General features: G+C 68.4%; 12 protein-coding genes and 1 pseudogene. 7 read left to right on the forward strand and 6 right to left on the reverse strand.

Going from position 1 to position 12,394, the window contains the following annotated elements; all coding sequences use genetic code 11:
- Positions 1-144: 144 nt before the first annotated feature.
- From OG782_RS34555 to OG782_RS34565, 3 genes and pseudogenes are all read left to right on the forward strand, one after another.
- Positions 145-1,206, forward strand: a complete 1,062-nt coding sequence (locus OG782_RS34555) for a bile acid:sodium symporter family protein (protein WP_406457866.1) — start codon at positions 145-147, stop codon at positions 1,204-1,206.
- A 214-nt stretch (positions 1,207-1,420) separates the two neighbouring features.
- Positions 1,421-2,826: pseudogene (locus OG782_RS34560) on the forward strand (Tn3 family transposase).
- Between the two features lie 16 nt (positions 2,827-2,842).
- Positions 2,843-3,082 (forward strand): DUF6192 family protein, encoded by a 240-nt coding sequence (locus OG782_RS34565; protein ID WP_406457868.1) that lies wholly within the window; start codon positions 2,843-2,845, stop codon positions 3,080-3,082.
- Here OG782_RS34565 and OG782_RS34570 read toward each other — a convergent pair.
- The gene (locus OG782_RS34570) at positions 3,049-3,672 is read right to left on the reverse strand and encodes a DJ-1/PfpI family protein (protein ID WP_406457870.1); all 624 of its coding nucleotides are present in this window, start codon (positions 3,670-3,672) and stop codon (positions 3,049-3,051) included. The genes OG782_RS34565 and OG782_RS34570 overlap by 34 nt on opposite strands.
- Before the next feature lie 89 nt (positions 3,673-3,761).
- Here OG782_RS34570 and OG782_RS34575 point away from each other — a divergent pair, with 89 nt between their 5' ends.
- Positions 3,762-5,099, forward strand: a complete 1,338-nt coding sequence (locus OG782_RS34575; RefSeq protein ID WP_406457872.1) for a PLP-dependent aminotransferase family protein — start codon at positions 3,762-3,764, stop codon at positions 5,097-5,099.
- Positions 5,100-5,278: 179 nt separating this feature from the next.
- Positions 5,279-6,199, forward strand: coding sequence for a recombinase family protein (locus OG782_RS34580; protein WP_406457874.1), 921 nt, complete (start codon positions 5,279-5,281; stop codon positions 6,197-6,199).
- Between the two features lie 109 nt (positions 6,200-6,308).
- Here the strand turns inward: OG782_RS34580 and OG782_RS34585 are convergent, their stop codons facing one another.
- Positions 6,309-7,712 carry a DUF6056 family protein gene (locus OG782_RS34585; protein ID WP_406457876.1) on the reverse strand — a complete coding sequence of 468 codons (1,404 nt, stop codon included), beginning with the start codon at positions 7,710-7,712 and terminating at the stop codon, positions 6,309-6,311.
- A 462-nt stretch (positions 7,713-8,174) separates the two neighbouring features.
- Here OG782_RS34585 and OG782_RS34590 point away from each other — a divergent pair, with 462 nt between their 5' ends.
- Together OG782_RS34590 and OG782_RS34595 are read left to right on the forward strand one after the other, a co-directional pair.
- Entirely contained in the window at positions 8,175-8,606 is a 432-nt protein-coding gene (locus tag OG782_RS34590; protein ID WP_406457878.1) for an NfeD family protein, read from the forward strand.
- A gap of 4 nt (positions 8,607-8,610) precedes the next feature.
- Positions 8,611-9,699, forward strand: a complete 1,089-nt coding sequence (locus OG782_RS34595) for an SPFH domain-containing protein (RefSeq protein WP_406457880.1) — start codon at positions 8,611-8,613, stop codon at positions 9,697-9,699.
- Positions 9,700-9,932: 233 nt separating this feature from the next.
- Here OG782_RS34595 and OG782_RS34600 read toward each other — a convergent pair whose 3' ends face one another.
- From OG782_RS34600 to OG782_RS34615, 4 genes are read right to left on the reverse strand one after another with little or no spacing between them, the layout of a single operon-like run.
- Entirely contained in the window at positions 9,933-10,133 is a 201-nt protein-coding gene (locus tag OG782_RS34600) for a hypothetical protein (RefSeq protein WP_406457882.1), read from the reverse strand.
- Positions 10,133-10,891 carry an SRPBCC domain-containing protein gene (locus OG782_RS34605; RefSeq protein WP_406457884.1) on the reverse strand — a complete coding sequence of 253 codons (759 nt, stop codon included), beginning with the start codon at positions 10,889-10,891 and terminating at the stop codon, positions 10,133-10,135. The genes OG782_RS34600 and OG782_RS34605 overlap by 1 nt, the downstream gene beginning before the upstream one ends.
- A 27-nt stretch (positions 10,892-10,918) precedes the next feature.
- Positions 10,919-12,166, reverse strand: coding sequence for a cytochrome P450 (locus OG782_RS34610; RefSeq protein ID WP_406457886.1), 1,248 nt, complete (start codon positions 12,164-12,166; stop codon positions 10,919-10,921).
- A 10-nt stretch (positions 12,167-12,176) separates the two neighbouring features.
- Complete coding sequence (locus tag OG782_RS34615; RefSeq protein ID WP_328376842.1) at positions 12,177-12,392, reverse strand: MbtH family protein; 216 nt, start codon at positions 12,390-12,392, stop codon at positions 12,177-12,179.
- Between the last annotated feature and the right edge of the window lie 2 nt (positions 12,393-12,394).

Consider the following 12,394-nt stretch of genomic DNA (forward strand, 5'->3'; position numbering starts at 1 on the left):
GCTGCCAGCGGCAGGGCGCTACGGCCTCTCGTATGTCATGCCGCCAGAGGTTGCCAGGCCCAACCTGAACACATCCTGAGCACGTGTACCCCTGGCATACTCATTCGGCCCGGCGGGCCCGTCTGCGGCGATAACGTCCCCGCCATGCTGACCGCGACAGAGTCCGTGCATCCGACGCTCCGGCCCCTGGAATTCCTTCGCAGACGGCTCGGCTGGGCCTCCTGCGCGGCTTACGCCGCCGCCGCGGTTCTTCCCGCGCCGGGCCTGTGGCTGCGCCGGATCCACAGCGTCTCCGTTGGCACGAACCTGAGCGTCGGCGTGAACACCGCTCAGATCCTGCTCGCCACCGTCCTCTTCACCGCTGGTCTGCGTTCCTGTCCGCACGCCCTGGCCCGGATACTGCGCCGCCCCCGCATCCTGCTGGCCGGACTGGCGCTCCACCTGACGGCCCCGCTGCTGATCATCCCGGGCATCGCAATCGCACTGCGCTGTTCACCCGACTCCGACGGCGGCAGCGGCATGACCGCCGCGATGATCCTGACCGTAGTCATGCCGGTGGCCGCCGGAGCCACCGTATGGAGCGGCGGGGGACGCGGGGACGAGTCGACCATGCTGGGTCTTGTCCTCGTCTCCACCCTCATCAGCCCGATCACCGTCCCCGCTACGGTCAGTGCCCTGACCCCTCTGCTCAGCCCGGACTACGCGCACACCCTGGCCTCCGCCGTCCAGGACGTGGGGAGAAGTTTCGCCCTGACCGGAGTGCTGCTGCCCTGCGTCGCCGGCATCGTCTGCCGCCTTCTCCTGCCGGGCCCCACGTCGCGGGCCGTACTCCCCATCGCTGCCCTCGGCGCGTTGCTCGCCTCGCTCGCCCTCACCTATATCAACGCCAGCGGTGCCATCGGCCAGTTCCTCTCCCACCCCCGTCCGCTGCTGCTCGTGGCCGGGGCGGGCACCGCTTCGGTGGTCTGTGGTCTGGCCTTCACCTGGGGCCGCCTCGCGGTCCGAGTCCTGCGACTGGAGGCCCGCGCCGGTACGTCCGTGACCCTGGCCTGCGGTATGAGCAACAGCAGCGCCGGCGCCGTACTCATCACCACCGCGATGCCCGACCGGCCGCAGATCCTGCTCCCCGTTCTCGCCTACAGCCTTCTTCAGAAGCTCTTGGCCAACCACTTCACGCGTGCCCGGGCTGCGGGAACAGCAGCGTGATGTGAGTCCGGGGACGGGCAGGGCGCTCCGTGGCCGACCCGGCCAACGGTGCACGCGCCTTCATCCCAAGCCGCCGCTGATGGGGTAGCGCCGAGGTAAGCCCAAAAGCCGCCAGAACTTGATCTTGTCGCCCTGTGCGGTAACAGCCGTCACCCATTTGGCCGAAGGTCGGTGGTGCTGATACTGACTGATCTCTGGGCCTGGGGCGGGACTTGTGACCTCGATTGAGCGGACCGCGTATCCGCGGTTCAAGCGGTTGATCACCGCGCATGAGCTGCATTTGTTCTTCGCGCCGACGCGGGAGGAGGTTGCGTGGGCCGCTGAGCGGATGGACTCCGACGGTCATCAGCTCGCGTTGCTGCTGGCGCTGAAGTCGTATCAACGGATGGGCCGGTTCCCGAAGCCGGATGAGTATCCGGAGATGGTGGTCGACTTCGTCCACCGTACGGTCGAGCTACCGGAGGGCACGCTCCCGCTGTACGAGACGGGCCGCACCGCTGAGCGGCAGCGTACGGAGGTGCGCGAGCGGGTGGGGACGAAGTACAGGCAGTCCCAGGCGCGGCAGATCGCTGAGGCGGCGATCCGTAAGGAGGCCGTGTCGAAGAACCGGCCCGCCGACCTGATCAATATCGCGCTGGAGAAGGTGGTGGCGGCCGGGCTGGAACTGCCGGCGTTCTCCACCTTCGACACGATGACCTCCACGATCCGCACGGAGGTGAACGCCTCGATCTGCTGCGGCATCCACGACCGGATGAGCCTTGCCGAGCAGGCGGGGATGCTGCGGCTGTTGGAAGAGCGCGACAGCGACGGCACGACGCGGTTCAACCGGCTGAAGCAGACCGCCCAGGGCCCCAGCTGGTCGCACTTCAAGCGTCTGTTCTCGTATCTGGCGTGGCTGGACGAGCTCGGCGCCACCGCGATGTGGGTGGACGGCATCGCCTCGCCGAAGGTCACCGACTTCGCCGGGGAAGCGGATGCGGCGGACGCCTCCGAACTGCGGGACTACACGGTCGTCAAGCGGATCGCGCCGTTGGCCTGCCTCGCTCACAAGGCGCGGATGCGGGTCGCTGTCTCCGTACGCGAGGGCGCCATTTCCTCCTCGACACTGCTGAAACGGCTGCGATCGGGCTCGCACAAGAACTCCACCTACACCGCGTTCCGCGAGGTCGGCCGGGTGATCCGAACCGTCCAGCTGCTGCGGTACCTCTCGTCACGCGCCGCTTCGCCGGCGCGTGACCGCCGCGACGAACAAGGTCGAGTCGTTCAACCGGTTCTCCAGCGGGTCGGCTTCGGCAACCAGGGCGTCCTCGCCGACAACGACCCCATCGAGAAGGAGAAAGCGATGAAGTTCAACGCCCTGCTCACGAAGCGGTGATCTTCCACAACGCCCTGGACATCGCGGAGATCGTCCGTCAGCTCCTTGAGGAGGGCTGGGAGATCGACCCGGAGGACTTGGCCCACATCTCGCCGTACCTGACCGAGCACATCAAACGGTCCGGCGAGTACTCCACCCACGAACTAGGCATCAAGCCGGAGGCGTACGACCCGAAACTCGACGTCGACTTCGCTCCCCTGCCCGAGCAGGATCTGACCAGCACCGGCTTCACCGAAGCGGCCTGACCGAAGGGGAGGACCCGTGACCACTGCCAACAGCCACCCTGAGCAGTGGTATTGCCCGACCCGTGCCCAGTGGTTCGACGAGACCGCGTGGGAGACGGCGGTCGCGGAGTTGTCGAGGGAGGATCACGTCGCCGCTGCGGTAGCTCCGGAGATCCTGCGCCGTCCGGATGTCGTTGCAAAGGTCGCGGCTTCCTGGTCGGCCCGCTGCTTGCGACTGGTTGGTCAGAGGAACGCCGGTGCGGGAGCGGGCAGGTAGGGGGTGATGTTGCGCCAGGCGCGCTCGACGTATTCCTCCTTCTCACCGACCGGGGCGACGTAGTGCAGCGCGCCTTCGGCGGCGTCGTTGCCCTCAAAGCGGGCGATGATCCAGGCGGCGAGATAGTGCGAGGCCAGGCAGCCGCCTGCGGTGGCGATGTTGTCCTTGGCGTAAAAGGGCTGGTTGAGTACCTCGACGCCGGCGGCGACGACCCAGGGCTTTGTGATCAGGTCGGTGCAGGCGGGGATGTCGTTGAGCAGGCCGAGCCTGGCCAGCACGAGCGCGCCGGAGCACTGCGCCGCGATGAGCTGGCGCGAGGGGTCCAGGCCCCGCAGGACGTTCATGATCGCCGGATCTTCGGTGACTTCGCGGGTGGCGATGCCGCTGCCGACGATGACGGCGTCCGCTGCGCAGGCCTCCTCAAGAGTGGACATCTGCTCGATGACCACCCCGTTCATTGACGTCACCTTGGGGCTGGGGGTCGCGATGGTGACGCGCCAGTCATCGGTCTCGATGCGGTTGAGCACACCGAGCGCGATCAGGGAGTCGAGCTCGTTGTAACCCTCGAAGGTGAGGATGGCGATGTGCACGACGGCTGTCCTTTCCGGATGAGTGGGACTCGACGGTAAGGACCCGCGAGCAGGACAGTCAAAGAATTGTCATGGATACAATCCGGTGCATGGCAGCCTCGCGATACAAAAAGCTGGTCGACGCGCTCGCATCCGACATCCGGACCGGGCGCCTCGCCGCGGGGGTGCGGCTGACGACGCACCGCGGGCTCGCCGCCCGCGAGGGCATCGCCGTGGTGACCGCGACCCGGGTGTACGCCGAGCTGGAAGCGATGGGCCTGGTGAGCCGGGAACAGGGCCGCGGCACGTTCGTGCGTGACATCGCCGTCCCCGCCGGTCACGGCATCGATCAGCAAGCCGTTGCCACAGACGCGGTCGACCTCAACTTCAACTACCCGTCGCTGCCCGGCCAGGCCGATCTCCTGCGGCAGGCCCTGCGAGAGGTGGCCGCCTCCGGTGATCTCGACTCGCTGCTGCGCTACCAACCGCATCGAGGGCGTCCACAGGACAGAGCCTCCATCGCACGACACCTCAGACGTCGGGGAATCACCGCCGACGCGGATCAGATCCTCATCGCCAACGGTGCCCAGCACGGCCTGGCCATCACCATCATGGCCATGCTGAGCGCAGGCGACATCGTCGCGGTCGACGCGCTCACCTACCCGGGTTTCAAGGTGCTCGCGCACGCCTTCCATCTCGACCTGGAGCCCATCCCCACCACCGCCGACGGACCGGATCTCGATGCCCTGGAGAATCTGTGCGCGACCCGTCCGGTGCGCGCGGTCTACACCATGCCCACCCTGCACAACCCTCTGGGCTGGGTCATGTCGGCAACCGACCGCACCCGCCTGATCAGGATCGCTCGACAGCACGGTCCGCTCATCATCGAGGATGCCTCATACGCCTACCTGGTCGAGGACCCTCCACCGCCTCTGGCCGCAACCGCGCCGGACATCACCGTCTACGTCTCGGGACTGTCCAAGAGCATCGCCACCGGCCTGCGGGTCGGCTTCGTCCTCGCCCCGCCACCTGCGGTGCCCTCGCTCGAACGCGCCATCCGGGCGACCACCTGGAACACCCCCGCCCTCACCACCGCCATCGCCTGCCGCTGGCTCGACGACGGCACAGTGAACCACCTGGAAGCGCAGAAACGAGACGACGCCAAGACACGCCAAGCTCTCGTCAGGCAGGAGCTGACGAGCCTCCCGCTCATCGGCCACCCCTCGTCCTACTTCACCTGGCTGCCACTGCCCGACGACGCGCGCGCCGACCGCCTGACCGCCACCCTCGCGCGCCGACACATCTCGGTCACCACGGCGGAGCCGTTCACCACCTCGACGCACACACCACAGGCGATCCGCCTCGCCCTTGGCTCGACCGATCTGGACAGTCTCCGGTCGACGCTGCGCACAGTGCGCCGAGTCGCCGTCGAGGACGCCAACGTCTGAACTCGGGCTCCAGCCCTCCTGTCGGCAAACGATCGTTTGGCGACAGGCGGCCGACGCGGCCAATGAACCCATGCAATCCGTGGGTTCACGGCGGCTCGAATCCAATCAGACCCGATGATGATTGCTGACAGGGTTTGACGACAGATAGGGTCCGATCCACCGTCCGGAAGGGGTCCTCGGTGGCGAACCTGGTCTACAAGCGCGTCCCGACCGACCAGCAGTCGACCGCCCGGCAGAACCTCGTCCTGGAAGAGACCGGGATCGAAGACCCCATCCCGTTCGAGGAGGCGGCCGGCACCTCCAGTCGCCTCCACCCGCTTCAGCGCCCGAAGTTCGGCGAGCCGCTGACGTACGCGCGGCCGGGCGACACCGTGCACATCTCCGAGATGTTCCGCCTCGTACGCGGCACCGGGCACATCCTCGACGTGCTCGACATCCTGCACCGCGACCGCTTCGCCCTGCGCATCCACGACGGCGCGTTCTCCGCGATGGACCTCACCGCCCGCCACCCGCGCACCGGAGAACTGCTGTCCACCGTGAAGTTCATGGTGCAGACTCTCGCGGCCGCCGGGGAGCTCCAGCGCGATCTCCAACGCGAGCTGACCTACGACGGATTGCGGGCCGCCGAAGCGAAGGGCAACAAGGGTGGGCGCCGCCCAGCCGTCACGGCAGCGAACGCTGCCGCCGTGCGTACCGCGTACCTGGAGGGCCGGTCCATCGCCGCCCTGGCCCGCGACCACGACGTCAGCCGCGGCGCCATCCGCACGGTCGTCGCCGATCTCCTGCCCGAGTACACGGCCGTCGACACGGGCGCCCCGGCCCAGGAGCTGCCGGTGGTCCTCGACATGCCGGGCAAGATCGCCGACTTTCTTCGCGCCACCGACCTGGAGCCCGCCGAGCGCGCCACGCTCGACCAGGGCGTGACCGTACGCCGCGGCCAGGGCTACACCTTGCGCATCACCGCGGCGCCTGCGGTCCACCGCCAACTCCTCGCCCGCTGTCAGCCCCTCGACGGAACCGCAGCAGTCCCGGCCCAGCGCAAGGCCCGCCGTGAGTACGAGAACCGCGTCAACGCACTCCCGACCGCCAGCCTGCGCTGAGCGGACCGAGCATCACATCCGCCAAGATCAAGTTCTGGCGGCTTCTGGGCTTACCTCGGCGCCACCCGCTGATGGCCTTCAACGCGCCGAGAGGCGCTGGCACGGGCAGTCAGGGCAACTGCGGCGAGTAGTCCACGTGCTTCACGCCGTAGTAGCGGGCGACGCACGCCGTCGACCAGCTTCGCTTCCCGTTGCCGAACGGCTCCGTCATCTTGCCGATCGGTGTCGGTGTGTACGGAACGACCTCGGCCCCGTGTGCCACTCGGGCGCGGATCCACTGGTCCTGCCGTTCCCAGTCGTGCGCCCTCGCCTCCATCTGATTTCCCAGGTGGATCAGCGGGGGTGCGAGGCCGATACATGTGCCGGCGCACAGCACCGCGGCGCCCCAGCGCATGGCTCCGTCGTGTGGCCGGAATCCCTGGAGCGCCTGCCCCAGCAGGATGCCGAGGCCGGTCAGCAGCGCGATGTACAGGAAGAGGAAGTCGTTCCAGAGCCGGGTGGAGGCGACCACACCGGCGTGGAAGACGGGATACGCGACGAGCGTGGCGAGATAGCCGCTGACGAGGAATGTGACGGCCCCGGCGCCCACCAGCAGGACCGGGCGGCGGGGTGAGACCGGCGTGGCGCCGCCGGGGCCCCGCATCACCAGTCCGAGCAGGACACCCGCCGCGACCGCGCCCAGGTACTGCCACGCCGAGAACGTGTCGATCATGATGTGCCCGAAGCTGCGGGCAGCCCCGGCCAGCGAATCCGGGGCGATCAGCGAGGTGTCCTTCGCCGCGCCGAACCGGCCCCGTCGGTGCCGCGAGCCCGGAGATGTCACCAGGATCAGCGCACCGCCCACCGTTCCGGTCAGGCCGACGGCGAACCAGACCCGCAACCGGCGGCGTCGCTGCCCGTCCGCCGTCCAGAAGGTCAGCACGAGCGAGGCGAGCAGGACCACCAGCACGACGATCGTGGCCTGCTCCGACAACGTTCCGATACAGAGGCCGATGACGAGCCCGATGGCCAGTGCGACGGCCCTGCCCCCGCGCGACCGGGCGAGGAGGAACGGAATCACCGCCGCACAGGCGAGGACCGGCGGCAGAGTGTGCGAGACGGACGCGGCGGGCCAGTAGAACGTCTTGTACGTGTTGGGCGAGCCCAGCAGGAAGACCACCGCCACCATGGACGCCACAAGAAGGGGAACCCCGCGCGGCACGGTGAATGCCGCCCGGCGCAGGGCCAGCGCGGTCAAGGCCCACAGAATCCCCAGCACGAACACGGCGCTGAGCGGGGCGAACCACTGGTGCCCCGCGACGCCGAACCTCCCGTAGAGCCAGACCAGCACACCATTCATGGCCCGCCCGTTGTCATGGAAGTAGAACTTGCTGACCATCCCGGAGAATCCGTGCTCACGGATGACTGGCAGGAAGCACCATTCATCGCCACTCGGCCGCACCCAACGAGCGAACGACGAGGCCAGCACGAGGAGGCCCACGGGGAAGACGCAGAAGACGTACGCCCACGGCACGGTCCGTAACCTCCTGGAAGCGAGGTCGCTCGAACGCGCCGGCTGCTCTTCTTCTCCCACTGCGGCATCCGCCCTTGATCGGCCACCGGCGATCCGAGATCCCCTGGGGCTGCTCATTTCCTTAGTTCCCGCAGTACCTCAGGGGTTCGGCGGCCGGGATTCCGCACACGCGAACGCTGCGGCCAACGCAACGCGAATGGCCGATCCCGGTGCGCTCTTCCAGCGCACCGGGGTGTCGGCCCGGCCCGGTGGTCGGTCGGAACGGCAGCGCTGTGAGCTCGTAACACGATCATGATCGGACCGTCCCAGGTGTCACCCTTACATCCGTGAGTATGAATCGGTTTTCATGTGATAAATGCGGGCATGTGCAACGTAGGGGCTGTAGGTGCTTGACGTGGACTTGCAGCCTTGGGGAAGCGTGGCCCGCTTTCCCTGCGCGGGTGCGCAGCAGGAGGAGCGCCCATGGATTCTTGGCTGATCTGGCTCGTCACCGCGGGCGTTCTTGGGGTCGTGGAGATCTTTACTCTGACCGCCGCGCTGGGAATCCTGGGGGTGGCCGCACTGGCCACCGCCGGGACTGCGGCGCTCGGGTTGCCGGTCCCTCTGCAGTTCGTGGTGTTCACCGCAGTCGCGACCGTCAGCCTGCTGTTCGTACGCCCTCTCGTGGTGCGTCACGTGCTGGCCCCTCCGGCCGAACGGTTCGGCGTCGACGCCCTGGTGGGCCAAACCGCTCGCACCGTCTCGGAGGTGACAGCTTTGGGCGGCAGGGTGCGCATCGGCGGCGAGGAGTGGACGGCCCGTTCCTACGACGAGACGCAGACCATCCCACCCGGTACAGCCGTCGACGTCATGGAGATCAGTGGCGCCACCGCGTTCGTCTACCCCCGGGAGTAAACCCATGGAAGTCTCGGCGCTGCTCATAGCCGGTGTGATCGTCGCGCTGATCGCCGTCTTCACCGTGGTGCGGGCGGTTCGGATCGTGCCACAGGCACGCGCTCGCAATGTCGAGCGCCTGGGCCGCTACCGCCGCACACTGAAACCCGGCCTGAACCTCGTCATCCCGTACGTCGACCGGGTCTATCCGCTCATCGACCTGCGAGAACAGGTCGTCTCCTTCAAACCGCAACCGGTCATCACCGAGGACAACCTGGTCGTCGAGATCGACACCGTCCTCTACTTCCAGGTCACCGACCCACGAGCGGCCGCCTACGAAATCGATGACTTCCTCCACGGCGTCGAACAACTCACCGTGACCACCCTGCGCAACGTCGTGGGATCCATGGACCTGGAAAAGACGCTCACCTCGCGCGACACCATCAACAACCAGCTCCGCGGCGTTCTGGACGAAGCCACCGGGAAGTGGGGACTGAGGGTCAACCGGGTCGAGATCAAAGCCATCGACCCCCCGCAGTCCATCAAGGACGCGATGGAGAAGCAGATGCGGGCCGAGCGGGACAAGCGGGCCGCCATCCTCGGGGCCGAAGGGCAACGCCAGTCGCAGATCCTCACCGCCGAAGGCGACAAGCAGTCCGCCGTCCTGCGCGCAGAAGGCAACCGCACCGCCGAAATCCTCAAGGCCGAGGGCCAGGCCCGCGCCGTCGACGAAGTCTTCCAGGCCGTGCACCGCAACGACCCCGACCCCAAGCTGCTCGCCTACCAGTACATGCAGATGCTGCCCCAGCTCGCCCAGGGCGCGGGCAGCACCTTCTGGGTCATCCCCGGTGAAGTCACCTCCGCACTGGAAGGCGTGTCCCGGGCCTTCAGCGAGAAACTGCCCCCGTCACCCGCAACCCGCGAGAAGCCCTCGGACGACAGGCCCGCGGAAGCCGCCGACGACGCCGCACAGGCCGCAAAGGCCGCCGCGGAGGCTCTCGCCGACGCAGCCGAGGCCGACACCGCCTCCACGGCCCTCCCGTTCGGCCCCCCAACCGATGACAGTCAAGAACCCGATGACAGTCAAGAACCCGGTGCCAGGCGACCACACTAGCCTCGCGCTTTGAGGCGGTTGATGGTGCGTTGGAGCACCAGGCTGGCGGCCTCCCGTCGCTCTTCCGTCGCCGACGAGCCGGTGGGGCGGGCCGAGCAAGAGATGGCTCACCGGGCTTGCTGCGGCTGACTTGCACGCCGTGCCGCATTCCCCGCGCGTCCGCGCTCGCGCTTGCCCTGCCGTCGGTGCGCCGGCCCCGGCGCTCCCGCGCCCGGGCCGGCTTCCGGGGCGGGCTACCAGCGGGGTCGCGCCGGCGCCGGGTGGAGTTTGGCGACGAGCGCCGAAAGGAATACCGGGAGCTTGTCGACCATGGCTTTGGGGACTGGAGTGGACTGGATGGTATCTCTCCTCATGTCCTGGACGATGAGAGTGTGGGTGCCGTTCTCCTCGATGAGTTCGGCGGCGAAGAGCAGAGTCTGCGTGGACGTTTCCATCAGAACTCCCGGGCGTGCGTGTCGTCGAGCCAGGCGGTCCACGCCTTGGTGATCTGCTCCTCGTCGGTCTCCTCGGCGAACAGGTGGTGGCCGAGCCAGATCGGCACGTTCCAGCTGCTTCCGTTGAAGAACCGGTACAGGGCGTCCGGGCCTCGCAGGCCGACGAAGTCGGTGCTGAGCCAGTCGACGGCCACCTCCACGGGTTCACGCTCCGGGCCGGGGGCCAGGAGGGTGAAGCGGTCACCGACGGCCGCGTCGTCGGCGAGGCCGAGGCGTCGGCGCAGGGTGGCGAAGTCGGCCGGGTCGGCGGTGGGTTGCCGGCGCTGAGACCGGATGTAGACGGCCGGCCGGCCGGCGAAGTGCCGGAGATACTCGGCGAGGGCGTGCTGATGGAAGTCGACGTACTTCTCGGCCACGTCCGTCTTGGCGTCCCAGTTCCAGGCGTCGTCGACGACCCCCGTGTGCACCCAGTGGATTCCCATACGCAGATGGCTCGTGAGGCCGTCGGACGACTCGATGCGGTAGCTGAGCGTGTTGGAGAACCCGCCTTCCTGCGTTGCCCGGACAGCGAAGTGGTGCGGCGGCTCCCACGCCACGACGGTGGCATCTCCACGGGTGACCTTTCCGCCGACGCGCGGCTCGATCTCCATCGGGTAGAGCCAGCCGAGATTGCCCGGGCCGGTGGCGACCGCGTTCCAGACCTGGTCGGGTGGGACGGGCAGGTACTGCTCCCGGCAGACCTCGAACTCTCGGGCCATGGTCGGTACTCCTTCGTCGTTCAGGTGTCAGTAGGCGAGCGGGAGGGCGGTCAGCCGCCGCTGCAGCGGGTTGTCCCGCCAGTCCAGGGCCGGTGCGTCGGCCAGCCGCAGCTCGGGGAGCCTGCGCACCAGCGTGCCGACGGCCACCTCTGCCTGGAGCTTGGCCAGCGGGCCGCCGAGGCAGAAGTGCGGGCCGTGGCCGAAGCTCAGGTGCCGGTTGCCCGGGCGGGAGAGATCGAGCCGGTCGGGGTCCTCGAAGCGTTCGGGATCGCGGTTGGTCGCGCCGAGGAACAGGTAGACCAACTCGCCCTCACGCAGCGTCCGTCCGCCGATCTCCAGGTCCTGCGCGACGACCCGGACGATCGCCTGGGTCACCGTGTCGTAGCGGGCCAGCTCCTCGACGGCGCCGCGGATCAGGCCCGGGTCCGCGCGCAGCCGGGCCAGCTGGTCCGGGTGGCGCAGCAGCGCCAGCGTGCCGTTGCCGATCAGATGGGTGGTGGTCTCGTCGCCGGCGGTGATCAGGACGAAGCAGGTGGACAGCAGTTCGGAGTCGGTGAGCCGGTCGTCCTGCGTCTGGGTGGCGACCAGGGCGCTGATCAGATCGTCGCCCGGCTCACGCCTGCGCTGCCGGATGAGCCCGGACAGGTACTCCTCGTACTGGTCGATCGCAGCCTCGGACTTGTCGATGTCCTCGCTGAGCCGGCCGAAGCGGCGGAACCAGCTCTTGACCTGCGGCCGGTCCTCTTCCGGAATGCCGAAGAGCTCGCAGACCACGGACATCGGCAGCGGGGAGGCGACGGCCTCGATCAGGTCCATGGACGGCCCGGCCGCGACCGCTTCGTCGATGAGCCGGTCGACGATCCGCTGGACGCCGTCGCGCAGTGCCTCCACCCGCCGGGCGGTGAAGGCCCTGTTGGCCAGTTTACGCAGCCGGGCGTGGTCCGGCGGGTCGGTGTTGGTCATCACCCGGCCGAGTCGGTCGGTGAGCCGGCTGAAGGCTTTGAGGTCGCCGCCGAGCGCGCTGTAGGCGCGGGTCATCCGGTCCCGGTCGTTGGACAGCCGCAGGTCGCCCAGCGCTGCCTCGACGTCGGCGTACCGGGTGAGGTACCAGATGCCCTGGGGGCTTCGATGGACCGGGTCCTCGCTCCGCATTCGGGCGTAGAGCGGGTACGGGTCCCGCCGGGCCCCGGAGGTGAGCAGGGCCGCGGCGAGGTCGTCGGGCCGGGCGGGGCCCGCGGTATCGCGGGCCCCGCCCAGTGTGTCGGTGGAGGTCATGTCGGCCCTGCTACCGCTGGGCGTTCATGGCGTCGGCGAGGCTCTTGGGCCGCATGTCGGTCCAGGACCGCTCGACGTGTTCCAGGCAGGCGGCGTGGGAGTCGGGGCCGTGGACGACGGTCCAGCCGGCCGGGACGTCCGCGAACTGCGGCCAGAGCGAGTGCTGGTTCTCGTCGTTGACGAGGACGAGGAAGGTGCCGTCCTGGTCGTCGAAGGGGTTGGTCATGG

Origin of the sequence: Streptomyces sp. NBC_00876, assembly GCF_045207435.1 — a bacterium.
Classification (GTDB): Bacteria; Actinomycetota; Actinomycetes; order Streptomycetales; family Streptomycetaceae; genus Streptomyces.

Coding starts and splice junctions, on each gene's coding strand:
- OG782_RS34605 (WP_406457884.1), bottom strand. CDS start 10,891: ATGGCCCGAGAGTTCGAGGTCTGCCGGGAGCAGTACCTGCCCGTCCCA.
- OG782_RS34590 (WP_406457878.1), top strand. CDS start 8,175: ATGGATTCTTGGCTGATCTGGCTCGTCACCGCGGGCGTTCTTGGGGTC.
- OG782_RS34595 (WP_406457880.1), top strand. CDS start 8,611: ATGGAAGTCTCGGCGCTGCTCATAGCCGGTGTGATCGTCGCGCTGATC.
- OG782_RS34600 (WP_406457882.1), bottom strand. CDS start 10,133: ATGGAAACGTCCACGCAGACTCTGCTCTTCGCCGCCGAACTCATCGAG.
- OG782_RS34575 (WP_406457872.1), top strand. CDS start 3,762: ATGGCAGCCTCGCGATACAAAAAGCTGGTCGACGCGCTCGCATCCGAC.
- OG782_RS34610 (WP_406457886.1), bottom strand. CDS start 12,166: ATGACCTCCACCGACACACTGGGCGGGGCCCGCGATACCGCGGGCCCC.
- OG782_RS34555 (WP_406457866.1), top strand. CDS start 145: ATGCTGACCGCGACAGAGTCCGTGCATCCGACGCTCCGGCCCCTGGAA.
- OG782_RS34615 (WP_328376842.1), bottom strand. CDS start 12,392: ATGACCAACCCCTTCGACGACCAGGACGGCACCTTCCTCGTCCTCGTC.